Source organism: Cucumibacter marinus DSM 18995 (assembly GCF_000429865.1).
Classification (GTDB): Bacteria; Pseudomonadota; Alphaproteobacteria; order Rhizobiales; family Devosiaceae; genus Cucumibacter; species Cucumibacter marinus.
Genome location: NZ_AUCR01000010.1, coordinates 1 through 26,838, shown reverse-complemented (window position 1 = coordinate 26,838; position 26,838 = coordinate 1). Strand labels below are relative to the sequence as shown.

At 61.6% G+C, this 26,838-nt stretch carries 28 protein-coding genes; 17 read left to right on the top strand and 11 right to left on the bottom strand.

The window, feature by feature from the left end:
- Window positions 1-18 precede the first annotated feature (18 nt).
- Complete coding sequence (locus tag G489_RS19500; RefSeq protein WP_035871945.1) at window positions 19-1,227, bottom strand: ammonium transporter; 1,209 nt, start codon at window positions 1,225-1,227, stop codon at window positions 19-21.
- A 232-nt stretch (window positions 1,228-1,459) separates the two neighbouring features.
- Between G489_RS19500 and hslV the strand changes: the two genes are divergently transcribed.
- From hslV to hslU, 4 genes are read left to right on the top strand one after another with little or no spacing between them, the layout of a single operon-like run.
- Window positions 1,460-2,020, top strand: a complete 561-nt coding sequence (gene hslV, locus G489_RS0107265; RefSeq protein ID WP_029040984.1) for an ATP-dependent protease subunit HslV — start codon at window positions 1,460-1,462, stop codon at window positions 2,018-2,020.
- Window positions 2,020-2,532: a GNAT family N-acetyltransferase gene (locus tag G489_RS0107260; RefSeq protein ID WP_029040983.1), complete on the top strand. Its 513-nt coding sequence runs from the start codon at window positions 2,020-2,022 to the stop codon at window positions 2,530-2,532. The genes hslV and G489_RS0107260 overlap by 1 nt, the downstream gene beginning before the upstream one ends.
- Window positions 2,529-3,083, top strand: coding sequence for a GNAT family N-acetyltransferase (locus tag G489_RS19495; RefSeq protein WP_051332400.1), 555 nt, complete (start codon window positions 2,529-2,531; stop codon window positions 3,081-3,083). Before G489_RS0107260 ends, G489_RS19495 begins: the two co-directional genes overlap by 4 nt.
- Window positions 3,076-4,386, top strand: coding sequence for an ATP-dependent protease ATPase subunit HslU (gene hslU, locus G489_RS0107250; protein WP_029040982.1), 1,311 nt, complete (start codon window positions 3,076-3,078; stop codon window positions 4,384-4,386). Before G489_RS19495 ends, hslU begins: the two co-directional genes overlap by 8 nt.
- A 139-nt stretch (window positions 4,387-4,525) precedes the next feature.
- Here the strand turns inward: hslU and G489_RS0107245 are convergent, their stop codons facing one another.
- The 3 genes from G489_RS0107245 to G489_RS0107235 are packed head-to-tail and all read right to left on the bottom strand — an operon-like array spanning window position 4,526 to window position 6,263.
- Window positions 4,526-4,906, bottom strand: coding sequence for a helix-turn-helix domain-containing protein (locus tag G489_RS0107245; protein ID WP_029040981.1), 381 nt, complete (start codon window positions 4,904-4,906; stop codon window positions 4,526-4,528).
- Window positions 4,903-5,514 carry a Smr/MutS family protein gene (locus G489_RS0107240; RefSeq protein ID WP_035871943.1) on the bottom strand — a complete coding sequence of 204 codons (612 nt, stop codon included), beginning with the start codon at window positions 5,512-5,514 and terminating at the stop codon, window positions 4,903-4,905. The genes G489_RS0107245 and G489_RS0107240 overlap by 4 nt, the downstream gene beginning before the upstream one ends.
- A gap of 17 nt (window positions 5,515-5,531) precedes the next feature.
- The gene (locus G489_RS0107235; protein ID WP_029040980.1) at window positions 5,532-6,263 is read right to left on the bottom strand and encodes a Tim44/TimA family putative adaptor protein; all 732 of its coding nucleotides are present in this window, start codon (window positions 6,261-6,263) and stop codon (window positions 5,532-5,534) included.
- Between the two features lie 211 nt (window positions 6,264-6,474).
- On the opposite strand from G489_RS0107235, the gene G489_RS0107230 reads away from it, so the two are divergent.
- Window positions 6,475-7,014 (top strand): FxsA family protein, encoded by a 540-nt coding sequence (locus G489_RS0107230; protein WP_035871940.1) that lies wholly within the window; start codon window positions 6,475-6,477, stop codon window positions 7,012-7,014.
- A gap of 105 nt (window positions 7,015-7,119) precedes the next feature.
- Entirely contained in the window at window positions 7,120-7,638 is a 519-nt protein-coding gene (gene secB / locus G489_RS0107225) for a protein-export chaperone SecB (protein ID WP_081691448.1), read from the top strand.
- Between the two features lie 25 nt (window positions 7,639-7,663).
- Here secB and dnaQ read toward each other — a convergent pair whose 3' ends face one another.
- From dnaQ to G489_RS19490, 4 genes are read right to left on the bottom strand one after another with little or no spacing between them, the layout of a single operon-like run.
- Window positions 7,664-8,368, bottom strand: a complete 705-nt coding sequence (gene dnaQ / locus G489_RS0107220; RefSeq protein WP_035871938.1) for a DNA polymerase III subunit epsilon — start codon at window positions 8,366-8,368, stop codon at window positions 7,664-7,666.
- 41 nt (window positions 8,369-8,409) lie between these two features.
- Window positions 8,410-9,003, bottom strand: coding sequence for a dephospho-CoA kinase (gene coaE, locus G489_RS0107215; RefSeq protein ID WP_029040976.1), 594 nt, complete (start codon window positions 9,001-9,003; stop codon window positions 8,410-8,412).
- Window positions 9,000-9,848, bottom strand: coding sequence for a shikimate dehydrogenase (locus G489_RS0107210; protein ID WP_029040975.1), 849 nt, complete (start codon window positions 9,846-9,848; stop codon window positions 9,000-9,002). Before G489_RS0107210 ends, coaE begins: the two co-directional genes overlap by 4 nt.
- Window positions 9,845-10,480 carry a Maf family protein gene (locus G489_RS19490; protein WP_051332399.1) on the bottom strand — a complete coding sequence of 212 codons (636 nt, stop codon included), beginning with the start codon at window positions 10,478-10,480 and terminating at the stop codon, window positions 9,845-9,847. Before G489_RS19490 ends, G489_RS0107210 begins: the two co-directional genes overlap by 4 nt.
- A 457-nt stretch (window positions 10,481-10,937) precedes the next feature.
- Here G489_RS19490 and hemE point away from each other — a divergent pair, with 457 nt between their 5' ends.
- From hemE to G489_RS0107165, 8 genes are all read left to right on the top strand, one after another.
- Entirely contained in the window at window positions 10,938-11,999 is a 1,062-nt protein-coding gene (hemE, locus tag G489_RS0107200) for a uroporphyrinogen decarboxylase (RefSeq protein ID WP_245578843.1), read from the top strand.
- 1 nt (window position 12,000) lies between these two features.
- Window positions 12,001-12,426 (top strand): protoporphyrinogen oxidase HemJ, encoded by a 426-nt coding sequence (gene hemJ, locus G489_RS0107195; RefSeq protein ID WP_029040973.1) that lies wholly within the window; start codon window positions 12,001-12,003, stop codon window positions 12,424-12,426.
- Window positions 12,427-12,598: 172 nt separating this feature from the next.
- Entirely contained in the window at window positions 12,599-13,864 is a 1,266-nt protein-coding gene (gene rho / locus G489_RS0107190; RefSeq protein WP_029040972.1) for a transcription termination factor Rho, read from the top strand.
- 34 nt (window positions 13,865-13,898) lie between these two features.
- The gene (gene mnmE / locus G489_RS0107185; protein ID WP_029040971.1) at window positions 13,899-15,230 is read left to right on the top strand and encodes a tRNA uridine-5-carboxymethylaminomethyl(34) synthesis GTPase MnmE; all 1,332 of its coding nucleotides are present in this window, start codon (window positions 13,899-13,901) and stop codon (window positions 15,228-15,230) included.
- A gap of 102 nt (window positions 15,231-15,332) precedes the next feature.
- Window positions 15,333-17,210 carry a tRNA uridine-5-carboxymethylaminomethyl(34) synthesis enzyme MnmG gene (gene mnmG / locus G489_RS0107180; protein ID WP_029040970.1) on the top strand — a complete coding sequence of 626 codons (1,878 nt, stop codon included), beginning with the start codon at window positions 15,333-15,335 and terminating at the stop codon, window positions 17,208-17,210.
- The gene (gene rsmG / locus G489_RS0107175; protein ID WP_035871935.1) at window positions 17,210-17,851 is read left to right on the top strand and encodes a 16S rRNA (guanine(527)-N(7))-methyltransferase RsmG; all 642 of its coding nucleotides are present in this window, start codon (window positions 17,210-17,212) and stop codon (window positions 17,849-17,851) included. Before mnmG ends, rsmG begins: the two co-directional genes overlap by 1 nt.
- Window positions 17,852-17,875: 24 nt before the next feature.
- Window positions 17,876-18,676: a ParA family protein gene (locus G489_RS0107170; protein WP_029040968.1), complete on the top strand. Its 801-nt coding sequence runs from the start codon at window positions 17,876-17,878 to the stop codon at window positions 18,674-18,676.
- A gap of 42 nt (window positions 18,677-18,718) precedes the next feature.
- On the top strand, window positions 18,719-19,600 hold the full coding sequence (locus tag G489_RS0107165) for a ParB/RepB/Spo0J family partition protein (protein WP_029040967.1): 882 nt from the start codon (window positions 18,719-18,721) through the stop codon (window positions 19,598-19,600).
- Between the two features lie 195 nt (window positions 19,601-19,795).
- Here the strand turns inward: G489_RS0107165 and holA are convergent, their stop codons facing one another.
- The 3 genes from holA to leuS form a co-directional block, all read right to left on the bottom strand.
- A complete protein-coding gene (gene holA / locus G489_RS0107160) occupies window positions 19,796-20,806 on the bottom strand; it encodes a DNA polymerase III subunit delta (protein ID WP_029040966.1) in 1,011 nt (336 codons plus the stop codon).
- Entirely contained in the window at window positions 20,803-21,306 is a 504-nt protein-coding gene (gene lptE / locus G489_RS0107155) for an LPS assembly lipoprotein LptE (protein ID WP_035871934.1), read from the bottom strand. Before lptE ends, holA begins: the two co-directional genes overlap by 4 nt.
- Window positions 21,307-21,421: 115 nt before the next feature.
- Window positions 21,422-24,049 (bottom strand): leucine--tRNA ligase, encoded by a 2,628-nt coding sequence (leuS, locus tag G489_RS0107150; protein WP_029040964.1) that lies wholly within the window; start codon window positions 24,047-24,049, stop codon window positions 21,422-21,424.
- A 140-nt stretch (window positions 24,050-24,189) separates the two neighbouring features.
- On the opposite strand from leuS, the gene G489_RS0107145 reads away from it, so the two are divergent.
- The 3 genes from G489_RS0107145 to G489_RS0107135 all read left to right on the top strand — a co-directional run bounded on the left by G489_RS0107145 (window position 24,190) and on the right by G489_RS0107135 (window position 26,146).
- The gene (locus tag G489_RS0107145) at window positions 24,190-24,849 is read left to right on the top strand and encodes a YggS family pyridoxal phosphate-dependent enzyme (protein ID WP_029040963.1); all 660 of its coding nucleotides are present in this window, start codon (window positions 24,190-24,192) and stop codon (window positions 24,847-24,849) included.
- Window positions 24,850-24,976: 127 nt separating this feature from the next.
- Window positions 24,977-25,660, top strand: coding sequence for a response regulator transcription factor (locus G489_RS0107140; protein ID WP_029040962.1), 684 nt, complete (start codon window positions 24,977-24,979; stop codon window positions 25,658-25,660).
- A 33-nt stretch (window positions 25,661-25,693) separates the two neighbouring features.
- Window positions 25,694-26,146 (top strand): cyclic nucleotide-binding domain-containing protein, encoded by a 453-nt coding sequence (locus G489_RS0107135; RefSeq protein ID WP_029040961.1) that lies wholly within the window; start codon window positions 25,694-25,696, stop codon window positions 26,144-26,146.
- Window positions 26,147-26,838 lie beyond the last annotated feature (692 nt).

Below are 26,838 nucleotides of genomic sequence, written 5' to 3'. Positions count from 1 at the left end.
TCCGGTCCTTTCTGTCTTTTAGAGCCGGTAGGCGGTTTCGCCGTGATGGGCGTAATCGAGGCCCTGGGTTTCCTCGTCCGGGGTGACGCGCAGGCCGATCAGGCGGCGGGTGACCAGAACGATGGCAATGGTGGCGATGATCGACCACAGGGCGGTGACCCCGACCCCGAGGATCTGCACCCCGAACTGACCAAGAAGCGTCTGGCCCTCGGCAAAGCCGGTGCCGCCGATGGCGGGCGCGGCGAACAGCACCAATGCCAGCGTGCCGGTGGCGCCGCCAACACCGTGAACGGCCAGCACATCGAGGGAATCATCGATTTTCCAGCGGTTCTTGATGAGATCGACCGCGAAATAGCACACGACACCGCCCAATAGCCCGAGCGCGAAACCGCCAAGCGGCCCGACCGTGCCCGAGGCGGGCGTGATGGTGGCGAGCCCGGCAATGGTGCCGGTGACAAAGCCGACAAGACTCGGCTTGCCGAATTTGAGCTTTTCGATCACCAGCCAGACGATGGAGGCAGTCGACGCCGAAATGTGGGTGACGAGCATGGCCATGGCCGCATTGCCATTGGCAGCGAGGGCCGAGCCGGCATTGAAACCAAACCAGCCGACCCAGAGAAGCGAAGCGCCAACCATGACCATCCAGGGCGCGTGCGGGGGCAGAACCTTTTCGGGAAAGCCTGAACGCGCGCCCAGCATGACGGCAATCACCAGCGCAGAAACACCGGCGGTGACATGAACGACGATGCCGCCGGCGAAATCGATCACACCCATTTTCGCCAGCCAGCCGCCGCCCCAGACCCAATGGACGACAGGGACATAAACAAGGATCAACCACAGGGCACAGATCAGCATGACCGCGCCAAAGCGGATGCGCTCGACAAAGGCACCGACCATCAGCGCCGGCGTGATAATGGCGAAGGTCATCTGGAAGCTGACCACCAGCGCCTCGGGCAGGCCGCTCGCCACGGAATCGCGGTCGAGCCCCAAAAGGAATATCCGGGAAAACCCGCCGATCCAGTCATTGCCGGCGGTCAACGCCAGGGTGTAGCCGCCCCCGACCCAGACAAGCGACATCAAACAGGCGATGGCGATGCAGTGCATGAGCACCGACAGCACGTTCTTGGCCTGCACGAGGCCAGCATAGAAAAGGCCGAGCCCGGGCAGGGTCATCAGCAACACAAGGGCGGTTGCCGTCAATATCCAGCTCGTGTCCGCAGCGCTCATTTCTCGATCCCCACATCGATTGCGCTTCGCCGCCGGTGTGGCGCTGTGCTGCCCAACAGGTGGGCGAAGGCTTGATTGTCCCGCCGGTTCAATACCGGGCAGGAGGGGCGCTGTCACGCGCGGGGCTTGAGTTACGCCCGCAAAAACACGGCTCTGCCGCCGATTGAGGGCGATGGTTTGCAATCACAATGCATCGGCCTACATAAGGGGCTTCGTTTGGGAGCATGAGTTTATGAGTGAACACAGCAACGATCCCACCGGCTGGCACGGCACCACCATCGTCACCGTGCGAAAAGGCAACAAGGTCGTGGTGGCGGGCGATGGCCAGGTTTCGCTGGGCCAGACCGTGATCAAGCACAACGCCAAGAAAGTCCGCCGGCTCGGCGATGGCCGCGTTGTCGGCGGCTTCGCCGGCGCGACAGCGGATGCCTTCACCCTGTTCGAGCGGCTCGAGGCCAAGCTCGAGCAATATCCGGATCAGTTGATGCGGGCCTGTGTGGAGCTGGCCAAGGACTGGCGGACCGATCGCTATCTGCGCCGGCTCGAGGCGATGATGATCGTCGCCAATGCAACAGACAGCCTGGTGCTGACCGGGACGGGTGACGTGCTCTCCCCGGACCACGGCGTGATCGGCATCGGGTCCGGCGGCAATTATGCGCTGGCGGCAGCCCGCGCGCTGATGGACACCGATTATGACGCGGAGGAAATCGCCCGGCGCTCGATGGCGATCGCGGCGGATATCTGCGTTTACACCAATAATCAGGTGGTGGTTGAAACCATCGAGACGGCCTGATGAACTTTGCGATCCGCCGATTGACCCGCGCCGACGGCGCGGCGCTCAGGGCCCTTCGCCTCAAAGCGCTGGCGGATGCCCCCGAGGCATTTGCCGAGGCCTTGGACGATGCCGAAAGACTTTCGGCAACGGAATGGCAGACCCGGGCGGAGAGCGAGTGCATTTACGGGCTTTTCGACGGCGAGACGCTTGCCGGCATGGCCCAGATCGATCGCTATCAAAGCGCGGCGACGCGGCACAAAGCCTGGCTGACTGCGGTCTATCTCGATGGGTCGCTGCGCGGGCAGGGGGCGGGGCGCTCGCTGCTGGCCCACACCATCGAGGACAGCCGGAAGCGGGGCATCCTGCAACTGCATCTGGGCGTTGGCGAGTATAATCATGCGGTCAGATCGCTTTATGAAAGCCTCGGGTTCGAGGTCTACGGGCTTGAGCCGCGCGGGCTTTTCGCCGGGGGACGCTATGTGGACGAGCATTTGATGGTCCTGCATCTCGACAAAGAGGCGGCCTCGTGAAGCAACCCAGCGCATCGGATCACGCCATCCGTCTGCTTGGCCGGGGTGACGCGGCGGTGTTTCGCGACATGCGGCTGCGCGCGCTCAAGGAAGCGCCGGAGGCGTTCGGCGCAAGCCATGAGGATACGCTCAAGGAGCCGCTGTCCTATTTCGAGGACTGGCTGACCGCGCGTCCGGTGTTCATGGCTTTCGAGATGGGTCTGGATGGTGAAACGCCCGCCGGCATGGTGGCGATGATCCGCGATCCGGGCGCCAAGATGGAGCATCGGGGGCGGCTGATCTCGATGTATGTCGCGCCGGAGGCACGGGGAACCGGGCTCGCGGCACGGCTTGTCGAAACCGTGATTGCCCATGCGCTTGAAGTCGGGGTGACGCAGATGCACCTCGTGGTGGCGGTCCATAATGACACAGCCCGGCGGTTCTATGAACGCATGGGCTTTCAGACTTACGCGACAGAGCCGCGCGCCCTCAGGGTCGGCGGCCGGTATATCGATGAATACGCAATGGTGCGCTTTTTCGATGAGGCACCCAAGGATGAAGATAATGAGTGATGTGAGCTTTTCCCCCCGCGAGATCGTTTCCGAACTTGACCGCTATATCGTCGGCCAGAAGGACGCCAAGCGCGCGGTGGCGATTGCGCTGAGAAACCGCTGGCGGCGCCAGCAGCTCTCCGAAGAAATGCGGCAGGAAGTCAGCCCCAAGAACATCCTGATGATCGGGCCGACCGGGGTCGGCAAGACCGAAATCTCGCGCCGGCTGGCGCGGCTGGCGCAGGCGCCGTTCATCAAGGTCGAGGCGACCAAGTTCACCGAAGTCGGCTATGTGGGGCGCGATGTCGAACAGATCATCCGCGACCTTGTCGAATCCGGGATATCGCTGTTGCGCGAGAAGCGCCGCGGCGAGGTGAAGGCCAAGGCCCATCTCAATGCCGAAGAACGGGTGCTCGATGCGCTTGTGGGCGCCTCGTCCTCGCCTTCGACCCGCGACAGTTTCCGCAAAAAGCTTCGGGACAACGAGCTCGACGACAAGGAAATCGAGATCGAGGTTTCGGGGGGCGGCCAGTCGAACCCGATGTTCGATATTCCGGGCATGGGCGGCAATGTGTCGATGGTCAATCTGTCGGACATGCTGGGCAAGGCCTTCGGACAGAAGGGCGTCAAGCGCACGGTCCGGGTCAAGGACAGCTATGAATTGCTGGTCAATGAAGAGGCCGACAAGCTCTTGGACCAGGACAAGCTGGTGATGGACGCCGTCGACCTTGTCGAGAATAACGGCATCGTCTTTCTCGACGAGATCGACAAGATCACCGTGCGCGAAGGGCGCGGTGGCGGCGAGGTGAGCCGCGAAGGGGTGCAGCGCGATCTGTTGCCGCTGATCGAAGGCACGACGGTCGCCACCAAGCACGGGCCGGTGAAGACCGACCATATCCTGTTCATCGCCTCGGGCGCTTTCCATGTCGCCAAGCCCTCGGACTTGTTGCCCGAACTGCAGGGGCGGCTGCCGATCCGGGTGAGCCTGCGCGCCCTCGAAAAGCAGGATTTCGTCGAGATCCTGTCGGACACAGATGCGAGCCTGATCAAGCAATATGTGGCGCTGATGCAAACCGAGGGGCTGACCCTCGATTTCACCGATGACGCGATCGATGCGATTGCCCAGCTTGCCGTGGAGATCAACGCCTCGATCGAGAATATCGGCGCAAGGCGGCTGATGACGGTGATGGAAAAGCTCGTCGAGGACATCTCTTTCGATGCGCCCGACAAATCGGGCCAGACCATCAAGATCGATGGCGATTATGTCCGCGAACAAGTGGCGAGCCTGGCCAAGAACGCGGATCTGTCGAAGTTCATCCTTTAAGGATCGTCAGGATCGAAGACGAAAGGGCGCTGAGGTTTTGGTCGTCGCATCGTTCTTGAGAAAAACCGGTACCCACTTTTTCGCACGATGCTCGAACGGCGCCCTTTCTTGTTGAGCGGGGCGGGTACGAGTGCCCAGGCTAAGACCGTCCCGCCCGCCGGCGGGCGGCGCGGTGAACGACTTCCTCGGTCAAATAGGCCAGGTCTTCTTCGGAAAGCGAATCGATGTTGGCGGCAAGGCGGTTGGCGAGCTCGGTCGCCTTGGGCGGCAGGCCGGCGGTGGGCACAGTAACCTTGGGGTCGGAGATGTCGGCCAGGCGCTGGAGCTCTTCGGCCTCGTCCCAGATGACGTTGAAATAGGCGATGATGCGCTGCAGCAGGAACCATGTGGGCTTGCCCCGGTGCCCGTGTTCAAGCGCAGACAGATAGGCGCTCGAGACGTCGAGCGCCTCGGCCATGTCCTTGAGCCTGATGCCGCGCTCGGCACGCATCTGCCGCAGTTTCTGGCCAAGCGGGGTCATCGGCGCCCTGCCCTTTTGAGCCGCACATAGATGGCACCGGTGCCGCCATGGGACTGGGCCGAGGTGCCGATGCCGGCGACAAAGGGTTTGAGCCCGGGATCGGCCAGCCAGGCCGGAACCAGATGACGCAGAATGCCGATTTGCTCGAACTGGGCGAAGCCGGTGCGCTTCACCCCCTTACCGGTGATGATCAGGACGGTGCGGTCGCCGCGCGCCACGGCCGCCTTGATAAAGCGGATCAGCACGGGATGCGCCTCGTGCTGGCGCATGCCATGCAGATCAAGGGTCGAATCGATGGGATCGCGGCCGCGCCCGATCCGGCGCTGGGTGCGCGTGTCGATGGTGGCAGGCAGCGGCTGGGCGACGAAACGATGGCCCGGTGGCGGGGTATCGGGGTCGGGCCGCACGGTGACGCGCTTTCGCGGCAGGGGCGGCGGGGCCGCCGGCTCGATGGCGGCCGTCCGGGCGGTATCCGGTTGCGCCTCGGCCTCGGGCCCAGTCGCCACGCGGCGGCCTGGCCTTGCCGGACGCCGGCGCAGGGGCTCGACCGACTTTGTGACGTCCTGCCACAAGTGCCAGTCGCTTACCGGGGCGCGGCGCCGGGGCACAAAAACCTCCCTCGCGCTCAGCTCAGCTGATTTGTGGCGACGAGCTTCCAGTTCGGATCGCGCGAGCGCACCGAGCGGGCGAAGGTCCATTCGTCGGCAATGGTGACCACCGCTTCCTCATCGCCATCGATCAGCTCGCCATCCGGATTGCGGGTGGCGGACACGACCTGGGCGTGGAATTCGACGGTGACCTGAGCGGAGCGCTTGTCGAGCTCGGCACCCACCAGCTTGACGTCGTTGAAGCCGACAAAGGTGAAATCGATCTTCTCGCCGCGGGATTCGCGGGCCGTGATCTCGCCTTCGAAGCTGTCGAACACGTCCTTGTCGAGCAGGGTCTTGAGGAATTTGCGGTCACCCTCGGCAAAGGCGGAGACGATCATCTCGTAGGCCTTGACGGCCCCATCGAGGAAACTCTTGGGAGTGAAGGTGGGGTCGGCCTCGGCCATCGCCTTGAGGGTGTTGCGGATCTCCTCATCCGCGGGCGCATAACGCTCAAGCTCGCTCTCCAGCTTGAGGGCGCGGGTTTCGGCATCATGCTGGGGCGGTTCCACCCCGCCTTCGCGGCGCGGCATATTGATGACGTTTTCGGTGCCCTGCTCCCGGTTTTCACGCCGTTCCTTGCGTTCGTAAGGATTATAGGGCTCGCGCTCATTGCCGGTGCGGGTGCCCAGCACCGAACGCAGGCGCCACAGGATCACGACAGCGAGAACCAGGAAGAAAAGGGTCGGAAGATCGAGAAAATCGGCCATAAATGCCTCGGTTCGAAGAAGCGCGGATCAAGCCCGCGCTTTGAATGTCTACATGCTGCCCTATATATAGAGGAAGATTGAGGCAAGACCACCGGTCAACCGGAGAATGGATAATTCTCCTCAATCACGAGCCGGTGAACGGACCGGCGCCCCCATGGAACCCGGCCCGAATGGCCAGCCCACAGACCCATCAGCCGCCCAAGGAGATATTTTGGCCCGCTATCTGTTCGCCCTGTTCATCATCGTTCCGGTCATCGAGATCGCGCTGTTCGTCCTGCTGGGTGATCTGATCGGCTTCTGGCCGACCATGGGCGGTGTGGTGCTGACCGCGATCATCGGGTCGCTGCTCTTGCGCTGGCAGGGCTTCAAGGTCTTCGAGCGGATCCAGACCGCCCTGGCGCAAGGCCAGTTTCCCGCCACCCCGATCGTTGACGGGGTGATGCTGGCGGTGGCCGGTGCACTGCTGCTGACGCCGGGCTTTTTCACGGATGCGATCGGCTTTTTGCTCTTCGTGCCCCAGGTCAGGCGCGCCCTGTTCAAGTTCCTGCGGTCGCGGATCACGGTCAGCGCCTACCGGGCATCCGGGCCGGGCGGGTATTCGGGCGGTTTCTCGGGCAGCTTTTCCACCGGTTCGGGCCCGCGGCCCGGTGCTGCCAATCAGGACGCGCCGCCGCGCGGAACCATCGATCTCGAGGAGGACCAATGGCGCCGCGAGGATGATGAAGACGACAGCGATCGCCGGCAGCGCTGAAAGTGAGCCCGGGCAGGCTTGCTTGCCCGGCTGGGGCAAAGATGATAGCCAGCGCCCAGCTTTTGCAAACTTCCGTTTTTTCGAATTCAAGCAGGCAATACCACAATGGCTGAAGATATTCCCGCAAATGGCGCCGCCGATGCGGCTGCCCAGGCCGCGCAGGCGGCGGGGGCCCAGCTCAACCTTCTGGGTCAGTACATTTCGGATCTGAGCTTTGAAAACCCGAACGCCCCGCAGTCGATCCTGCCGGGCAAGGACCAGCCCAAGGTGAATGTCGGCGTGTCGCTTTCGGCCAAGAAGCAGAGCGACGAGATCTACGCCTCGGAACTGACCCTGAGTGTCAAGGCGGAGCGTGAGGACAAAGTCCTTTACAATATCGAGCTGGTCTATGGCGGGCTGTTCCAGGTCAAGAACATCCCCGAGGACAAGATCTATCCGATGGTGATGATCGAGTGCCCGCGGCTGCTGTTCCCGTTTGCACGCCAGGTGATCGCCTCGACCGTTCAGCAGGGTGGCTTTCCGCCGATCATGCTGCAGCCGATCGATTTCGTGGCGCTGTTCCAGAAGAACCATCCGCCCAAGGGCCAGGTTCACGCCCCGGAGGCAGGCTCGGCCCCCAATTAAGGCGGTGCCGGTCGGCACCAGCCGATCAGGACTTGCCCAAATAGCGATCCCAGATTGGTTCGTCCGACAGGGTTTCGACAAAGGCCTTATGGGCCGACAAGGTTTCATCATCGACCCGGGCCGGCAACGGTCCGGGTCTTTGTCTGACCGGGCGCTTTTCAGCACGGTTCGCCGCTTCTTCTTCCATCTGCTGGCGCCCGAGTGCCAGGGCGACCTGCCGCCCGCCGATCAGCTCGAGATAGACCTCGGCGAGGATCTCGCTGTCCAGAAGCGCGCCATGCAGGGTGCGGCGGGAATTGTCGATCCCGTAATGCTTGCACAAGGCGTCGAGATTGACCCGCGCGCCCGGATGCACCTTGCGCGCCAGCATCACGGTATCGATGACCTTGTTGCCCAGCGGCGGTCGCGTGACCCGTTCAAGCTCGGCATTGAGAAAGCCCATATCGAAGGGGGCGTTGTGAATGATCAGCGTCGCGTCGCCGATGAACTCGAGAAACCCCTGGGCGATATCGCCGAAAAGCGGCTTGTCGGACAGGAACTCGGCTGAAAGCCCATGCACCCTGAAGGCGCCTTCGGGCATGTCGCGTTGCGGGTTGCAATAAACATGAAAATGCTCGCCGGTTGGCACGTGGTTGATCAGTTCGACGCAACCGAGTTCAACCAGGCGGTCGCCCTCGAGGGGGCTGAGGCCTGTGGTTTCGGTGTCGAGCACGATCTCACGCGTGGCCATGGCGGCAGCTTGCTCCAGTTCTTCGGTGATCGGGGGAGAGACTAGCGCTTGAGCCCGTCGCGGCAAGCCTCGATGACCTTGGCGACCTGGTTGCGCACAGATGCGAAGTCGCCCGAGGTGTCGATCTCGAAATCCGCCCGGTCGCGTTTTTCGTCCTGCGGCATCTGCCGGGCCAGGATCGCTGCCAGCTTGTCCTCGCTCATGCCGTCGCGCGCCAGCGCCCGCTCGCGCTGGATCGCCGGCTCGCACCAGGTGACGGCGATCGCATCGACCGGATAGGCCTGCCCGGTTTCGAACAGGAGCGGGATTTCGAGGATGACAAGCCCGGCTCCGGCCGTGCGGCGGGTTTCGATAAACCCGAGCATCTTTTCGCGTACCAGCGGGTGGATCAGCGCTTCGAGGCGCTTGAGGGCCTCGGGATCGCCGAGCACTTGTTGCGAGAGGGCGGTGCGATCGACCTGCCCATCCCGCGTCGTGCCGGGAAAAGCGGCTTCGACCGCGTCCACCGCCTCGCCGGCATAAAGCTCATGCACGGCCTTGTCGGCGTCATAGACCGGGATGCCGGCTTCGGCGAACATGCCGGCGACGGTTGATTTTCCCGTGGCGATCGAGCCCGTGAGTCCCAGAACGATCATCCGGCGAGCCCCATATCCTTTTCGACCAGCGCGCGCAGCGCCGGGGTGACCTCGGGTCGTGTGCCGAACCAGGCCTCGAAACCGGGCACGGCCTGGTGCAGGAGCATGCCGAGCCCGTCAACAATACGCAGCCCGTGCGCTGCCGCATCGGCCAGAAGCGGGGTGACGAGCGGGGTATAAACGATATCGGTGACAAGGGCGTGGGACGGCAGGGCGGCGATATCGATGCCTTCAAATCGCGTGCCATGCATGCCGATGGTCGAGGTATTGACGAGGATATCGGTGTTCGGTGCCACTCCAGCAAAATCGTCAAGCCCGCCGGGGCTGAGCCTTGCGGCTGTTTTGTCCTGCATTTCGGCCGCTAGTGCCCCAGCGCGGGCCGGCGTGCGGTTGAGGATGCGGATGGTTCGGGCCCCGCGGGCCGACAGGGCCGCGATAATGGCCCGGGACGCGCCGCCGGCCCCCAGAACGACAGCCGTCTCAAGATTTTCATCCCAGCCCGGTGCACGGTCATCGAGATTGGCGAGAAAGCCGATATGATCGGTGTTCGAGGCGTGGATTTGCCCAGCCTTCAGCACCAGCGTATTGGCGGCAGCGATGGCGCGGGAGGCAGGATCATGGGTGTCGGCCAGTGCCCAGGCCTGTTCCTTGTGGGGCAGGGTGACATTGCCGCCGACGAACTCGCCGGCCCGGATGCGGGCAAAGAAATCCGGCAGCCCTTCGGGTGTCACTTCGATCGGATCGTATTCGCCGGCAATTTCGTAAACCTGCAGCCAGTGCCGGTGGATGAGCGGCGAGCGTGAATGGGCGATCGGCTGGCCGATGACGAAGGCGTGTCGGGTCATGAGGTGCTGACTTTTTTGGGGGAGGCACCGGTCTGCATGATCCTGGGCGCATGATGACGCAGGGCGGCCAGCAGCGGCAGCAGGGGCAGGCCGAGAATGGTGAAATAATCGCCGTCGATCGCCTCGAACAGACGGATCGATGGGCCCTCCAGCCGATAGGCGCCCACACTCGACAGGATGGCATCGCCCTCAAGATCGAGAACCGTATCGCGGTCCTGCGGGGTAAAATCGCGCATGGTCAGCCGTGCTTCGGCGGATGCGGACCACAGGATCTGATTATCCGCGGCCAGGGCGGCAGCCGCAGTCAGACGGTGGGTGCGCCCGCGCAGTTTTTCGAGATTGCGGGCCGCCTGCTGCCGATTTTCCGGCTTGTGGAACCGTTCACCGTCGCAATCGAGCACCTGGTCGGCGCCGATCACGGTGGTGCCCGGGCGCATCTGGCTGACGGCCAGAGCCTTGGCCTCGGCCAGCGCGATGGCATGGTCGCGCGGTGCGGCGGCCCCCATGCGATCCTCGATGGCGCGTTCGTCGATATCGGCGGGAACCGGGGTCGCGGTCAGTCCCGCTCCGGCCAGCAAATCAAGCCGGGTCCGGCTCTTGGAGGCCAGGATCAGCAAGGGTTTTGCACTCATGAAATGGGTCCTGCCATGGGTATGGAATGCCTTGTTTCACACAGTTTGTTCGCCGCCAAGGGGACGGATGGTGGATAAGCCGCCGCCGGCCGGACGCGTCCCTGATTTGTGCCCGATAACCGTCGATTTGCCCACAGCAGTGACGGCCTGGGGACGAGCGCGCCGAACAGTTAGCGAATCGTTAACAACCCGCTGTGTTCACATCTGCGCACAGGCTATCCCCCGGATATACCCGCGCCATGCACGGGCATGGCCAATGGTTAACGCCCCGGTAACCATTGCCGTTAAGGGCTTGTTAACGGGTGGCCGGCGCACGGCCTTTGAACGAAACCCACCGGAAAGCCGGGCGAGATGCCGCGGTGGATGCGGTTGTGGACGTGATGGAATTCATGCAAAACACAGCCAAACAACAACAACAGATTCATAAACAAGAATCCTTTACCCCAAGGAGTGTGGATTGAGCGGGTCGTTGGAAGACACGGCGCGGACGGCAGCGCGCAAACCCCTGCTTCAGGCCGTGAGAGGGGAAGTAGCGGCACGGCCGCCGGTGTGGATCATGCGCCAGGCGGGCCGCTATCTGCCCGAATACCGGGAAGTGCGGGAGAAGGCAGGCGATTTCCTGTCGTTGTGCTATTCACCCGAATTCGCGGCAGAGGTCACCCTTCAGCCCCTGAGGCGCTTTGATCTCGATGCGGCCATTCTGTTCGCCGACATTCTGCTGGTTCCCGATGCGCTGGGTCAGCACGTGGCTTTTGAAAAGGGAGAAGGGCCGGTTCTCGATCCTGTCACCAGCGCTGATGCCATTGGCAGGCTGAGTGTGGATGGCATCGATAAGACGCTTGGACCGGTCTATGAGACGGTTGAGCGTGTGAAAGCGGCGCTGCCCCCTGAAAAGACCATGATCGGTTTCTGTGGCGCTCCCTGGACAGTGGCGACCTATATGGTGGCGGGCCGAGGCACAAGCGATCAGGCCCCGGCTCGTTTGTTGGCGCTTTCCGAGCCCGAGACCTTTGGCCGGCTGATCGACATGATTGTGGAGGCGAGTGCGCATTATCTGATCCGTCAGTTCAAGGCGGGCGCCGATGTTGTGCAGATCTTCGAAAGCTGGGCGCTCAATATCGACGAGGCTTTTTTCGCTCGCTGGATCGTTGAACCGACCCGGCGGGTGATCGACACGGTACGTGCCGAAATCCCGGATGCGCCGATTATCGGTTTTCCGCGGGGCGCGGGTCCGTTGATCCCCGGCTATATCAAGGCGACGGGCGTGAATGCCGTGGGGCTTGACTATGCGGTACCGCTCGAGTTTGCGCGCCGGGAGATATCCCCATTGGCCTGTGTGCAGGGCAATCTTGATCCGCTTCGGGTTGTTGCGGGGGGCAAACAGATGCTTGAGCGAACTGATGAGATCCTTTCGGCTTTCGAAGGGAGCCCGCATATCTTCAATCTCGGGCACGGGATCGTGCCGCAAACCCCGATTGCGCATGTCGAAGCGCTGATCGAGCATGTGAAGGGCCGCTAGGATGGAATGGGTCAAGGCACTGCATGTGATTGCCGTGATCGCGTGGATGGCGGGCACGCTCTATTTGCCGCGGCTGTTCGTCTATCACGCGGATGCCGAGCCGGGTTCGGACAAGTCGGAAACCTTCAAGGTCATGGAGCGCCGGCTGATGAAGGCGATCATGACGCCGGCGATGATCGCGACCTGGATCTTCGGGCTGTGGCTGGTGATCGGCTACCAGGCCGTTTCATTTCTCGATATCTGGGTCTGGGTCAAGGCGGTGCTGGTGCTCGCGCTTTCGGGTTATCACGGGTTGATGGCCCGGCATTTGCGGGCATTTGCCGAGGACCGGAACGACAAGCCGTCTCGCTATTTTCGCATGATCAACGAAGTGCCAACGGTGATGATGATCATCATCGTCATCATGGTGATCGTGAAGCCGTTCTGACCGTCGGATCGGGACTAGCCTGGGGCGCATCGCGTTATCGACTTGAATGCGATGGTGGTTCGCGCTATGAGAGCGGCACCAACCCAAAGCGATGCGGCCTTCTCAAGCGCCGCCGCGATCCCTCCTCCCGCCTTTGAAACAACTCCTTTGCCGTGTACGGGACACGACTATCATGGACAATATGAAGCTCAGCGCGCTCAAGGCCAAGAATCCGGCCGAACTTCTCGCATTCGCGGAAGAAGTTGAAGTTGAAAATGCAAGCACCCTGCGTAAGCAGGAGTTGATGTTTGCAATTCTCAAGCAACTTGCCAGTCAAGATATCGATATAACTGGCGAAGGCGTTGTTGAAGTCTTGCCAGATGGTTTCGGTTTTCTGCGTTCGCCGGATGCAAACTATTTGCCGGGTCCTGACGATATTTATGTCAGCCCGTCGCAGATCCGGCGATTCTCGCTGCGTACAGGCGATACGGTTGAAGGCCAGATTCGCTCGCCCAAGGAAGGCGAACGCTATTTTGCGCTGCTCAAGGTCAATACGATCAATTTCGAGGAGCCCGAAAAGGCGCGGCACAAGATCAATTTCGACAATCTGACCCCGCTTTATCCCGATGAGCGGTTGCGCATGGAGATCACCGATCCGACGATCAAGGATCGCAGCGCGCGGATCATCGATCTGGTGGCGCCGCTCGGCAAAGGCCAGCGCGGCCTGATCGTGGCGCCGCCGCGGACGGGTAAGACGGTACTGTTGCAGAATATTGCCCAGTCGATCGCGAGCAATCATCCCGAGTGCTATCTGATCGTTCTGCTGATCGACGAGCGGCCGGAAGAAGTGACAGACATGCAGCGCTCGGTGAAGGGCGAGGTGATTTCCTCGACCTTTGACGAACCGGCCAGCCGCCACGTGCAAGTTGCTGAAATGGTTATCGAAAAAGCCAAACGCCTGGTCGAGCACAAGCGAGACGTGGTGATCCTTCTCGATTCGATCACCCGCCTTGGCCGCGCCTACAACACGGTAGTGCCCTCCTCGGGCAAAGTGTTGACCGGTGGTGTGGATGCCAATGCACTGCAGCGTCCGAAGCGCTTTTTCGGTGCCGCGCGAAATGTCGAGGAAGGTGGCTCGCTAACCATCATCTCGACAGCGCTGATCGACACCGGGTCGCGCATGGACGAAGTGATCTTTGAAGAGTTCAAGGGTACGGGTAACTCTGAAATCGTTCTCGACCGCAAGGTCTCCGACAAGCGTGTTTTCCCGGCGATCGATGTCACCAAATCGGGGACCCGCAAGGAAGAGCTGCTGGTGGCGCCGGATCAGCTCAAGAAGATGTATGTGCTGCGCCGGATCCTCAACCCGATGGGCACGGTCGATGCCATCGAGTTCCTGCTCGACAAGCTCAGGCAGACCAAGACCAATTCCGATTTCTTCGATTCGATGAATACATAAGGCCGGCGGCGCCGGGTTCGCTTCCGGATTTTAAATGGCCGCTGCCGACATGCATCATCATGACACGATCGTTGCGCTGTCCTCTGGCAGCGTGCCATCCGGCGTGGCTGTTATCCGATTGTCGGGACCCAAGGCGGGCGAAGTGCTGACCGGGTTGGCAGGATCATTGCCCTCGCCCAGGCATCTGGCTTTGCGGCAGATCACCGGACATGATTCACGTGAAATCGATGAAGCACTTGTGGCCTGGTTTCCCGCTCCCTCCAGTTTCACGGGCGAGGATTGCGTTGAAATTCAATGCCATGGCAGCGCAGCGGTGGTGTCGGCCATTCTCCGTGAAATCAGCAGATTACCGGATTGCCGGTTGGCGGATGCGGGTGAATTCAGCCGGCGCGCCTTCGAGAACGGCAAGCTCGATCTGACCCAGGTCGAAGGCCTCGGAGATCTGATCGCCGCCCAGACCGAAACGCAGCGGCAACAGGCCTTGGGGCGGATGCGGGGGCGGCTCTCCGAGCTGCTGACTGACTGGCGGGTCCAGATCATCGATTTGCGGGCAGAAGTTGAAGCCCGGCTCGACTTCTCCGATGAAGGCGACGTTGCCGACGCATTACCGCACGATTTCGTCCAGAATCTCGATGCCCTCGCTGGTGAATTGAAGTCGGCAATTCGCGATGTCGCGGTTGGCCGGATCGTGCGTGACGGGTTCCGCGTCACGCTTGCCGGGGCACCGAATGCCGGCAAATCGACCCTGATGAACGCGCTGGCGCAGTCGGATGTCGCCATTGTCACAGAGATTGCAGGGACCACCCGCGACGTGCTCGAGGTGCCGCTCGACATCGGCGGACAGCTCGTGCTGCTGGCGGATACGGCGGGGCTGCGGGATACACCGGATGTCGTGGAGGCAGAAGGGGTGCGCCGGGCCCAGCGCCGGATGGCGGAGAGCGATCTCGTGATCGTGCTGGTGCCGGGTGGCCATCCGGTGCCAGAGATCAAGGCGGATTGTCCTGTTTGGATCGTGCGCAGCAAATCGGACAGAAGTGATCAGCCCGTTAGCGGGGAATGCCTGGCCATATCCGCGAAAACCGGGTTCGGTATGAAGGCGCTGATGGCCGAATTGCAGTCGCTTGTCACCCGGCAGGCCTCTGCGGCGGCGAAAGGCGAAGCGGTACTGGTCTCACGCGAGCGGGACCGTGTGCTACTGAGTGAATGCCTCCAGCACCTGAACCGTGCCCGCGACTTCCATGAGGTCAATGAGTTGCTGGCGGAAGAACTGAGGTTGGCCGGGGACGCCATTGGCCGGATGACAGGCGTTATCGACGCGGAGCATGTGCTTGATCGTCTGTTTGCCGGGTTTTGCATCGGGAAATAGATTCACGTGAAACGGCCGCAGGAGCGGATTCACGTGAAACGACCAAATGGATTGAAAGCCGGCGCCGGAGCGCGTATGCAACGCGCCGCAAAGGACAGGCAGATGCACAGCCAATTTGACAGATTTGACGTCATCATCGTTGGGGGCGGACATGCCGGCACCGAGGCCGCCGCGGCGAGCGCCCGCCGGGGTGCACGGACGGCGCTGGTGACGCATCGAATCGATACGATTGGCGAGATGAGCTGCAATCCGGCCATCGGCGGGTTGGGCAAAGGGCATCTGGTCCGGGAGATCGACGCGCTTGATGGTTTGATGGGCCGCGTTGCAGACCAGGCGGGTATCCAGTTCCGAATGCTCAACCGGCGCAAGGGTCCGGCGGTGCGCGGCCCAAGAGCGCAGGCGGATCGCGCACTTTATAAGCGCGCCATGCAGGCCGCCATTGCCGAGCAGGATAACCTCACGGTCATCGAAGGTGAGGTTGATGATCTTGTCGTTGAGAACGGTCGGGTTGCTGGAGTTTGCCTCAAGGACGATAGCCGGATCCCGGCAAAGAGTGTCGTGCTGACCACCGGGACCTTTTTGCGCGGCCTGATCCATATCGGGGAGAAGCAGATCCCCGCCGGCCGGGCCGGGGAAGGCCCGGTTCTCGGACTTTCCGACAGGCTTGAGGCGCTGGGGCTGGCGCTGGGGCGTCTGAAAACAGGGACCCCACCTCGCCTTAATGGAAAAACTATTGATTTCAGTGTCTTAGAAGAGCAACCGGGGGATGAAACACCCGAACCCTTCTCGCGTCTCACCGAGAAAATCACCGTTCCGCAGGTGTCGTGTCACATTACCCGAACCCACCAGGGGATGCATGACATCATAGCTGCAAACCTTGAAAAATCGGCGATGTATTCCGGCCGGATCGAAAGCCGAGGCCCGCGTTATTGTCCGTCGATCGAAGACAAGATCGTGCGGTTCGCCGACCGCGACAGTCACCAGATCTTCCTCGAACCAGAGGGGCTGAAGGACGATACGATTTACCCGAACGGCCTGTCGACCTCGCTGCCGGAAGACGTTCAGCTCGCCTTCGTGCGCGCCCTGCCCGGGCTTGAGAGTGTCGAGATCCTGCGGCCTGGTTATGCGATTGAATATGACTATGTCGATCCCCGGGCGCTGCGGCCGGATCTCGAGTTGAAGGCACTGCCCGGGCTGTTCCTGGCGGGGCAGATCAATGGCACCACCGGTTACGAAGAGGCGGGGGCACAGGGACTTGTGGCTGGTTGCAATGCGGCGGCCAATGCCCTGGGCGCGGAGGGGTTTGTCCCCTCCCGTACGGACAGCTATCTCGGGGTGATGATCGATGATCTTGTGTCGCGCGGCGTGACCGAGCCCTATCGCATGTTTACCTCCCGTGCCGAATTCAGGCTGTTCCTGCGGGCCGATAATGCGGATCAGCGCCTGACGGAACGCGGTCGCGCGGCCGGCCTTGTCGGTGAGACGCGCTGGGCTGCCTATTCGAGGCGGGCCGACTCCCTGGCGCAGGGTGAGACTGAGTTGAAGGCGCTGTCGGCAACACCGCCCGTGCTCCGCAAGGCCGGAATCAATGTGAACGAAGATGGTGCCCGACGCTCGGCCTATGAGCTGCTGTCTTATCCCCATGTCGAGCCAGACATGGTGAAGGCCGTCTGGCCGACACTCGATTCCCTGGATGACGCCATCTTCGATCAATTGGCGATTGATGCGCAATATGCGGTCTACCTCGATCGGCAACGTGCAGACGTTGAGGCTGTGCGACGGGATGAAGAGCGTGCTGTACCTGCCTGGATGGATTATGACGAGTTGCCGGGTCTTTCCGGAGAAATGCGCCAGAAGCTGAAGGCAGCGCAGCCGCAAACCATTGCGCAAGCTCAACGAATCGAGGGCATGACCCCCGCGGCGATCACCTTGATCTTGTCGGTGATAAAGCGGGGTTATCTCCGCAAACAGGCCGGGTGATGGATTCACGTGAAACGCTGATCGCACCACTGCTTCCTGACTGGGCACAGCCGCTTGATGCGGTGATCTCGGGTCTGCACCAATATGAAGCCCTGATTCGGCGCTGGAACGCTGTGCAGAACCTGGTTTCACGTGAAACACTCGATTCGCTCTGGGATCGGCATTTTGCCGACAGCCTCCAGATTCTGCTGCTTCTGGCCGGAAAACCGGGTGTTCTTCTCGATTTTGGCAGCGGCGGCGGGTTCCCGGCCCTGCCGCTCGGTCTCGCCTGTGGGCCTGAAACGCGTGTCATTACCATCGACAGCGTCAAGCGAAAGGCCTCATTTCTGCGTCAAAACGCCCGGGTGCTGGGGGTTTCGCTGGAAGCGATCGCCGAGCGAATCGAATCGGTCGACCCGGCGAAACTGCCCCCACCCGACCTGATTACGGCGCGTGCTTTTGCGCCATTGCCGGCGCTTTTCGGCCATATCGAGCCGTTCTGGAGCGTTGAAACAACCGCCTTGCTGCATAAAGGTCGGGATTATCGCCAAGAAATCGACGCGGTGGATTCAGCTTTCCAGTTCGATCTGGTAGAACATGAGAGCAGGATCGAAGCTGGCAGTGTTATCCTCGAAATCCGAAATTTGCGCCGCCAGCCGTAACCCAAGCAATTTGAGAGGTTTAGCGTGCGGCCGCGAATTTTGACCCTGGCCAACCAGAAAGGCGGGGTGGGCAAGACCACGACAGCGATCAATCTGGCGACCGCGCTGGCCGCCATCGGCGAACGCGTTCTGATCATCGACATCGACCCGCAAGGCAATGCGAGTACGGGGATCGGTATCGAGCGCGATGCCAGGCAGTATTCTGCCTATGACCTCATGACCGGCGATGTGACGATCGCGGAGGCCATGGTGAAGACCAAGGTGCCGCAGCTCGGCATTATTCCCTCGACCATGGATCTGCTGGGGCTCGAGCTGGCCATCGCCAATGAGAAGGATCGTGCTTTCCGGCTGCGCAACGCGCTGGAGAATGCAGGGGATGCCGGCTTCGACGATCGGGGTTTGAGCTATATCCTGATCGATTGCCCGCCTTCGCTCAATCTGTTGACAATCAATGCCCTGGCTGCGGCCGATGCGGTGCTTGTCCCGCTGCAATGCGAATTCTTTGCGCTTGAAGGGCTCAGCCAGCTTTTGCAGACTGTCGAGCAGATCAAGACGGCGCTCAATCCCGCACTTTATATCCAGGGCGTTGTGATGACCATGTATGATCAGCGAAATAACCTTTCAGAACAGGTGCTTAGCGATGTGAAGTCGCATATGGGCGGCCTGGTTTATGACACGGTTATTCCCCGCAATGTGCGGTTGAGCGAGGCGCCTTCCTATGGCAAGCCGGCGCTGCTCTACGATCTCAATTGCGCGGGTAGCCAGGCTTATCTTCGGCTCGCGACCGAAGTGATCAAGCGTGAGAAGAAGTTGCGCGCGGCTTGATGAGTGCGGCCGTAACAGTGTTTGCAGCAAGACTGTGAGACCATGAACGAGAAGAAGACCAATCAGCGCCTGGGGCGCGGCCTTGCCGCCCTTATCGGAGATGTTGCACCGGCGGAAGCGCCGCGGGTTGCGGACCGGAGCGGCGTCAAGCGCCTGCCCGTCGAATTCATCGTGCCGAACCCCAATAATCCGCGGCGCGATTTTGATGCTGAGAATCTCGATGAACTGACTGAATCAATCCGCGAGAAGGGGGTGATGCAGCCGCTTCTGGTGCGGCCGGGCCGCCAGGATCCGGACCGGTTCGAGCTCATCGCCGGGGAGCGGCGCTGGCGGGCATCGCAACGGGCGGGCCTGCACGAAGTGCCGGTCATCATTCGCGATGTCGACGATCGCGAAGCACTCGAGCTGGCGATCATCGAGAACGTCCAGCGTGCCGATCTCAATCCGCTCGAAGAGGCCCAGGGTTACCAGCAGCTCGTCGATCAGTTCAGCTATTCACAAAACGAACTGGCCCAGGTGATTGGCAAGAGCCGGAGTCACGTGGCCAATACGCTTCGACTCATGAAGCTGCCCGAGAAGGTGCGCGACTATGTGGCCAGAGGCGAGTTGACCGCCGGCCATGCGCGGACCTTGATCACGGCAGACGATCCCGAAGCCCTGGCCAAGCGGATCGTCGATGGCGGGCTGAGCGTGCGCGAAGCCGAAGTGCTGCAACAGAAGATGTCGGCACAGAAAAAGACCGGCGAAAGCGGCCGGGCGGCAGAGACCAAATCTGCCGATACCCTGGCGCTCGAGAAGACGTTGAGTGATACAACGGGTCTCAAAGTCAGCATCGACCACAAGGAGCGCGGCGGCAAGGTGGAGATCAAATATCGCACACTTGAGCAGCTCGATGCGATTTGCCGACTTTTGCAGGGCTCCTAACTCTCTGAAATATATTGGTTATCTGAATCCGGGCGGCTGAGAGGCCGCCCTTCGTGTATAGAGGCGGCAATCGCGGTTCAGATCGACGAGAGATGTCGTTTTCGTTATGTGTTAAATATTATGTTTCACGGGAAACGGGGTGTAGATTCACCGTTTTGGAATGTGCGGGTGCCGCTCGACACACGGGTGTGACACCTAGAGCCGGGCGGCCATCACCGACAATGATAAAAGTGCATGGCGCGTGGCGCTGACCGCGAGGTCGGGCTGGGTACGCGTGATTGCCGTGGTTTCCCGAATGCGCTCTCCAGCCTTTGACAGCGCCCTGTCTGACCAGGACCGGATCTGAGTTTCGACGGCCGATGAGCGGCTGAAATGGATGCGGCCCGAACGCACAAGCTGTGCCGGGGCGGTACCGGCATCGAACTGACGGCGCATGGCTCGCAGACCCGAAAAATGATTCTGCATGAACGCAAGAATGGCGGCGACATCCATGCCGCTGGCCAGCGCCCGATTGAAAGCGTCGTCGAGTTTTTCCGCGTGGCCTGTGCCCACCGCGTCGGCGATCTGGTCGAGCGCGAGGGCAGCGTTGTCGCCACAAAGGGTGATCACGTCCTCCCGGGTGACCCTTTTTGTCTCTGCTGCATAAAGGGTCAGCTTTTCAAGCTCGGAGCGGGTGATGGCCCGGTCATTGCCCAGAATGTCGCGCAAGGCCTGGACGGCATCATTGTCGATGGCGATTTCATGCTGACGAAATGTGTCGAGTACAAGCTGGTTGAGTGCCTGGGCATTATCCGCATAGCAGGGCAGGGCGCGGGCGCCGGCATGCTTTTCGGCGAGCTTGCGCAATCCGTCGCGTGGGGTCAGCGATCCGGCCTCGACAATGACGGGGATGGTCAAGCCTTCATCGAGAAGCTGTTCGAGGACCGGCGCGATGGGATTGCCGGCGCCGCGCAGGCGAATAATCCGGCTGCCGCCGAATAGTGAAACCGATTTCGCTTCGACAGCGAGCTGACCGGGGTCGGAATCGATGTCGGCGAAGTGCAGATTGACGAGATCGGTATCGCCATTTCTGGAGAATGCGGCCACCAGACGGTCGGCGAGCTCGCGCACAAGACCCGCATCGGGGCCGTAGGCCAGCATGACGCCGGCAGCGAGATCTGGCCGCGCGACGAAATTCTCGATGGCTTTGCCTTTGAGGGCGGTCATGAATTATTTAGGAAAATCAACAGCCTAGCACTCAAGACCTCAGCAAGTCGCGCGGCTGCGCGCTCTTGCGCATCCTCGACATTGGCGCGGTTGGCGGATGATTGCGGACCGGTTGTGTATTGTGCCGATGCGTTGCGGCCTTCACTCAGCACGGTCTCTCCGGTCACGGCGTCGCGGACCGTCAAGGTGCCGGAAATCTTCATTTCATAGAGCTCGGCGGGATCGTCGCCATCGATCTTGCTGATGCGGCTCCCACTGGTGCTGGTGCTCACGCTGGCGGTGTAAGGTGCTGCCGTGCCTCCATCGCCGAAACGGCGTTTGAGCGCGTTGAGAACGATCTGGGATTCCCGATTGCCCGGTTCCGCCCATGACACACGGTCAAGCACAGCTGCGCCCCGGTTCTGATAGGCCGGGGTCAGCGTGCAGGCCGCAAGGGTGAACACGAGTGCCGTCAGCGCGGCCATGATTGCCGCGGCACGCGGCATGGAGACAGGTTTCATGACGCGGTGCGCCCTCATTCGCGTTTCATATCCGAATGCGGCCGGCGCATCCGCCGGCCCGCTCAACACATCTGGCTCGCGCGCCGCGAAACCCTTGCGCGCATTGCCACCGGAATCAGATCACAACGTTGACGATCCGGTCGGGAACGATGATCAGCTTCTTTGGCGCGCGCCCTTCAAGCATGCGCTGAACCGCATCCAATGACAAGGTTGCCGCCTCGATGTCGGCCTGCGGAGCGCCACGCGCCACAGCGATCTCACCGCGGCGCTTGCCATTGACCTGAACCGGCAGGGTTACCGTGTCTTCGACCAACAGCGCTTCATCTACTTCGGGCCATTTGGTTTCAGCCAGAAGCGCTTCTTCGCCGAGGCGGCGCCAGCAGGTTTCGGCCAGGTGCGGCACGAAGGGGCCGGCCAGCATGACCAGACGGCGAATGGCGCTCGAAAGCGCCTGGCGTTCCTCGCCATTGGCGGCGTCACCCAGGGTGGAGATCGCCTTACCGACGGTGTTGGCCAGTTCATAGATATTGGCGACCGCGACGTTGAAGCGGATAGTCTCGATCGCCTTGCCGACTTCGCGGGTGGCCCGGTGGGCTTCGCGGACCAGCGCCGCGGTGTCGATGCGGGTTTCGCCGGCATCACGCTGCGGGGCATCGAGGATCGCGGCGGCTTCGGCAGTCAGGCGCCACAGGCGCTGGGCAAACCGCCAGGCGCCTTCGATGCCGGCATCGGTCCATTGCACATCGCGCTCGGGTGGCGAGTCGGACAGCACGAACCAGCGGGCCGTGTCGGCGCCATAGGTTTTGACGATGTCCTCGGGCGCGACCACGTTGCGCTTGGATTTCGACATCTTCTCGATCGAACCGATCGAGACCGGTTCACCGGTCTTGGCGTGGGTGGCCGAACGCTTGCCGGCGTCATTGGCCAGCACGACATCCTCGGGAAACAGCCATTCCCCGGCTTTGTCTTTGTAGGTCTCGTGGGTGACCATGCCCTGTGTGAACAGACCCTTGAAGGGCTCGTCGAGCTTGAGATGCCCGGTGCGGTGCATGGCCCGGGTGAAGAAGCGCGAATACAAGAGGTGCAGGATCGCGTGCTCGATGCCGCCGATATACTGATCGACGGGCAGCCAGTCGGTGGCCATGGCCGGCTCGGTGGGCGAAGCGGCCTTGGGGGCGGTGAAGCGGGCGAAGTACCAGGACGAATCGACAAAGGTGTCCATGGTGTCGGTCTCCCGCAGCGCATCGGCACCGCAGCTCGGGCAGGAGACGTGTTTCCATGTCGGGTGGTGATCGAGCGGATTGCCGGGACGGTCAAAGGTGACGTCCTCGGGCAGTTTGACCGGCAAATCTGTCTCCGATACGGGCACGGTGCCGCAATTATCGCAATGGATGATCGGGATCGGGCAGCCCCAATAGCGCTGGCGTGAAATACCCCAGTCGCGCAGGCGGTAATTGACGCGGCGCTCGCCTTGCGGTTTGCCTTCAAACTGCGCGTTCTCGAGCCGTCGGGCGACCTCGTCAAACGCGTCTTTCGGGCTCAGCCCGTCAAGGAACTGCGAATTGATCATCACCCCGTCGCCGACATAGGCGGTGTCGGTGATGGTGAAATCATCATCCGCGTCCTCGGGTTTGACGACGGCGGTGACCGGCAGGTCATATTTGCGCGCAAAATCGAGGTCGCGCTGGTCGCCTGACGGGCAGCCGAAAATCGCGCCGGTGCCATAGTCCATCAGAACGAAATTGGCGACATAAAGCGGCAGCTCCCATTCGGGATCGAAGGGATGCTTCACGTGAATCGCAGTCTTGTAGCCTTCCTTCTCGGCGGTCTCGAGCGCGGCGACCGAGGTGCCCATGCGGCGGCACTTGTCGATAAAGGCGGAGAGCTCGGGGTCGGCTTTGGCGGCGGCGCGGGCGAGCGGATGGTCGGCGGCCACGGCCATGAAGGACGCGCCGAACAGGGTGTCGGGCCTTGTGGTGAACACATCAAGCGCGGTGTGGCCTTCTGGGGCTGTGCCCTCAACGATCTCCCAGCGGATCAGCATGCCTTCGGATCTGCCGATCCAGTTGCGCTGCATCAGGCGGACCTTGTCCGGCCAGCCATCGAGGGTATCGATGGAATCGAGCAGATCCTCAGCGAAATCGGAGATGGTGAAGAACCACTGGGTGAGTTCTTTCTGCTCGACTTCGGCACCCGAACGCCAGCCGCGCCCGTCGATCACCTGCTCATTGGCGAGCACGGTCTCGTCGACCGGGTCCCAATTGACCTTTGATTTCTTGCGGCGGACGAAGCCGGCCTCGAGGAAATCGAGGAACAGCTTCTGCTGCTGGCCATAATAGTCGGGATCGCAGGTGGCGAGCTCACGGGTCCAGTCGAGCGACAGGCCCATCAGCTTCAGCTGGTCGCGCATCGCGGCGATATTGGCATAGGTCCACTCGGCGGGGTGCACACCCTTCTGCTTGGCGGCATTTTCCGCCGGCAGGCCGAACGCGTCCCATCCCATGGGGTGCAGCACGTTCTTGCCGCGGGCACGGTGATATCGCGCCACGACATCGCCCATCGCGTAATTGCGGACATGGCCGACATGGATGTTGCCCGAAGGATAGGGGAACATCTCGAGGACGTAATATTTCTCGCGCGGGTCGTTATTGTCGATGACAAAGGTGTCGCGTTCCGCCCAGACGGATTGCCAGTGAGGCTCCATCTCCCGGGGGTTGTAGCGTTCGATATCCTGCTCGCTCACGGATCCTCGCGTCGGCTTGAAAACGGTATGGGTCTTGATTTAGGGGGACCTTCACCAGAAAAGCGTAAAGGGGTCAACAAAATCCCCGGCAACGCGGTATCGAAGGCACAGGGAGACGGCCCGAACGGCCGGCAAAGCTTATGGCGAATGACAGGCTCGACGCGGTCAAGGCTCAGATCGCCAAGGCGGCGAAACGCTACCATCCGGAAGGCCGGGCGGTGACGCTGATCGCGGTATCAAAGACCTTCGAGCCGGTGGATATCGAACCGGTGCTTGAGGCCGGACAGATCGATTTCGGCGAGAACCGCGTGCAGGAAGCCAAGGGCAAGTGGCCGGCGCTCAAGGAAAAATATCCCGGCACGGTGTTGCATCTGATCGGGCCCCTGCAGACCAACAAGGTCAAGGATGCGGTCGCGCTGTTCGATGTCATCCACTCGGTCGATCGGGAGAAGCTGGCCCGCGCGCTCAAGAAGGAGATGGATGCGCAGAATCGGCATCTGCCGGTCTTCATCCAGGTCAATATCGGGGCCGAAGAGCAAAAGGCCGGCATACCGGTCGATGATACGCCGGCGTTTGTCCGGTTGTGCCGGGACGAGATCGGGCTCGATGTCAAAGGGCTGATGTGCATTCCCCCGGCAGGGGAACCGGCGGGCACCTATTTTGCGCTGTTGCGACAGCTCGGCGAACAGGTCGGCCTCGGAGGCCTATCGATGGGCATGAGCGCGGATTTCCCCAAAGCAGTGGAAATGGGTGCTACTCATGTGCGGGTTGGCTCGGCCATTTTCGGCTCGCGGCATTAATGGTAAATTGGCGTCACGGGCTTTTGATTGGCGCGCGATGAAGGATTTGGCGGAAAAGCGATAATGCAATCAAGCCGTTGGTGAAACGGTTCTTGCGCCCGGCAAGCCGCCGACAAGGAGACAAGCGATGACCAAACGGCGAGTACTGATCGTCGATGACGATGCCGATCTGCGCGGGGCTCTTGTCGAACAGCTCACCCATTACCGCGAATTCGACATTTCCCAGGCGGAGAATGCCCGCGAGGCGATGGAGGCCGCCAAGCAGGCGCATCTCGATCTCATCATTCTCGATGTCGGGTTGCCGGATATGGACGGCCGCGAGGCGGTGAAGATCATGCGGCAGGACGGTTTCAAATCGCCAATCCTGTTGCTGACCGGGCATGATACGGATTCCGATGAAATCCTCGGCCTTGAAAGCGGCGCCAATGATTATGTGACCAAACCGTTCCGGTTTTCGGTGCTGCTGGCGCGTATCCGGGCGCTGCTTCGTCAGCACGACCAGAGCGAGGATGTGGTGTTCACCATCGGGCAGTACAGCTTCCAGCCGGCGGCCAAACTGCTCGAAAACGAGACCGGGCAGAAGATCAGGCTGACCGACAAGGAAACCTCGATCCTCAAATATCTCTACCGCCAGGGCCCCAAGACGATCTCGCGCGATGTGCTGCTTCAGGAGGTCTGGGGGTATAACAACCGGGTCACCACCCACACGCTTGAGACCCATATCTATCGCTTGCGGCAAAAAATCGAGCGTGATCCATCACATGCGCGCTTGCTGGTGACCGAGGAAGGCGGGTATCGTCTGGTGCCATAGCCCTTTTGGGGGGCTCGAGGCTGATGGGGGCCCATGTCACTCGATACCATTACTGATGCACTGGGTAAGGCTCAGGCCTTCGCCGGGCTCGATAGCGAGCAGCTCAGGCTGCTTGCGTTCTCGTCCGAACGCAAAACCTACACAGACGGCGCGGTCCTTTATGAATCCGGTACCGAACCTGAAGGGGCCTTTGTGCTGGTCTCTGGCAAACTCAGTGTGATCGACGAGCGGGGCGATGCCAAGCCAACCAGTGTCGAGGAACCCTATTCCACCGTGGGAGAGATGGCGCTCATTCTGACCCGGCCACGCCCGACCACGGTCAAGGCCGACGGATCGTGTGACGTGATCTTCGTGCCGCGGCAAGGGTATCGCAAACTGCTCGATGCCTATCCCGAACTGGCCCGGGCCATGGCCAACAAGCTGCAGTCCTCGCTCGGGCAGTTCCTCAACGCCCTCGAGCCGACCCGGAAAAAGATCCAGGAGTGAGGGCCTTGCCTTCTGGCACAATCGTGCCTGTGACACGATTGTCGGCCCGAATACCCTGAGAGCTGTGACCTCCACTGCGCCTGCGACAGCGCGCTGTGTTTGTTCGGCGCTGCAACACACTCTGTCCTCATCCTGAGCTTGTCGAAGGATGGGCCACTCGGGTCACCCTCGCCCTTCGAGGCTCGGTTTCACCTCGCACCTCAGGGTGAGGGCTCGGGGTGCAACCTGCCGGGCCGCCCTGGACCTGATCCGGGGCCTAGACATTACACGAGGTCCCGGCTCTCTCTTTGTCTCACGGCGCGTACCGCTCCGGTCACGACGCTGGTCGCTGTGACCTTCGCTGCGCCTGCGACGGCGCGGCGCAAAAGTTGGCCCACAGCCCTGCGCGCGTAGCGCTCCGGGCGTTCTTCCCTTCAATCGGTCCACCGGACCGATTGCCCCGCAAAGCGGGACGGTCATAACTCCTCGGCTCGAGTGAGCCTCGTCCTTCTTTTCCCTCGCAACGCTTCTTTTGTTTCTATCGGACATGCCTCAAGGCCCGGCAGACTGACGTCTCCAAGGTATCAAAGGGCAGAGCGGGAGAGAGGCGCAGGGCGTCTCGTCGCAAAACTAAAACAATGAGACGGCCAGCGCCTCTCTCACCCGGGGTTTTGGGCTTGGACTGCGTCAACGGGCTGGGGTCAATCCCCGCT

Bases quoted from the DNA above. Each gene is read 5' to 3' on its own strand.
- G489_RS19500 (WP_035871945.1), bottom strand. From the start codon at position 1,227: ATGAGCGCTGCGGACACGAGCTGGATATTGACGGCAACCGCCCTTGTG.
- hslV (WP_029040984.1), top strand. From the start codon at position 1,460: ATGAGTGAACACAGCAACGATCCCACCGGCTGGCACGGCACCACCATC.
- G489_RS0107260 (WP_029040983.1), top strand. From the start codon at position 2,020: ATGAACTTTGCGATCCGCCGATTGACCCGCGCCGACGGCGCGGCGCTC.
- hslU (WP_029040982.1), top strand. From the start codon at position 3,076: ATGAGTGATGTGAGCTTTTCCCCCCGCGAGATCGTTTCCGAACTTGAC.
- G489_RS0107245 (WP_029040981.1), bottom strand. From the start codon at position 4,906: ATGACCCCGCTTGGCCAGAAACTGCGGCAGATGCGTGCCGAGCGCGGC.
- G489_RS0107235 (WP_029040980.1), bottom strand. From the start codon at position 6,263: ATGGCCGATTTTCTCGATCTTCCGACCCTTTTCTTCCTGGTTCTCGCT.
- secB (WP_081691448.1), top strand. From the start codon at position 7,120: ATGGCTGAAGATATTCCCGCAAATGGCGCCGCCGATGCGGCTGCCCAG.
- dnaQ (WP_035871938.1), bottom strand. From the start codon at position 8,368: ATGGCCACGCGTGAGATCGTGCTCGACACCGAAACCACAGGCCTCAGC.
- coaE (WP_029040976.1), bottom strand. From the start codon at position 9,003: ATGATCGTTCTGGGACTCACGGGCTCGATCGCCACGGGAAAATCAACC.
- G489_RS0107210 (WP_029040975.1), bottom strand. From the start codon at position 9,848: ATGACCCGACACGCCTTCGTCATCGGCCAGCCGATCGCCCATTCACGC.
- G489_RS19490 (WP_051332399.1), bottom strand. From the start codon at position 10,480: ATGAGTGCAAAACCCTTGCTGATCCTGGCCTCCAAGAGCCGGACCCGG.
- hemJ (WP_029040973.1), top strand. From the start codon at position 12,001: ATGGAATGGGTCAAGGCACTGCATGTGATTGCCGTGATCGCGTGGATG.
- rho (WP_029040972.1), top strand. From the start codon at position 12,599: ATGGACAATATGAAGCTCAGCGCGCTCAAGGCCAAGAATCCGGCCGAA.
- mnmE (WP_029040971.1), top strand. From the start codon at position 13,899: ATGGCCGCTGCCGACATGCATCATCATGACACGATCGTTGCGCTGTCC.
- mnmG (WP_029040970.1), top strand. From the start codon at position 15,333: ATGCACAGCCAATTTGACAGATTTGACGTCATCATCGTTGGGGGCGGA.
- rsmG (WP_035871935.1), top strand. From the start codon at position 17,210: ATGGATTCACGTGAAACGCTGATCGCACCACTGCTTCCTGACTGGGCA.
- G489_RS0107165 (WP_029040967.1), top strand. From the start codon at position 18,719: ATGAACGAGAAGAAGACCAATCAGCGCCTGGGGCGCGGCCTTGCCGCC.
- holA (WP_029040966.1), bottom strand. From the start codon at position 20,806: ATGACCGCCCTCAAAGGCAAAGCCATCGAGAATTTCGTCGCGCGGCCA.
- lptE (WP_035871934.1), bottom strand. From the start codon at position 21,306: ATGAAACCTGTCTCCATGCCGCGTGCCGCGGCAATCATGGCCGCGCTG.
- G489_RS0107145 (WP_029040963.1), top strand. From the start codon at position 24,190: ATGGCGAATGACAGGCTCGACGCGGTCAAGGCTCAGATCGCCAAGGCG.
- G489_RS0107140 (WP_029040962.1), top strand. From the start codon at position 24,977: ATGACCAAACGGCGAGTACTGATCGTCGATGACGATGCCGATCTGCGC.
- G489_RS0107135 (WP_029040961.1), top strand. From the start codon at position 25,694: ATGTCACTCGATACCATTACTGATGCACTGGGTAAGGCTCAGGCCTTC.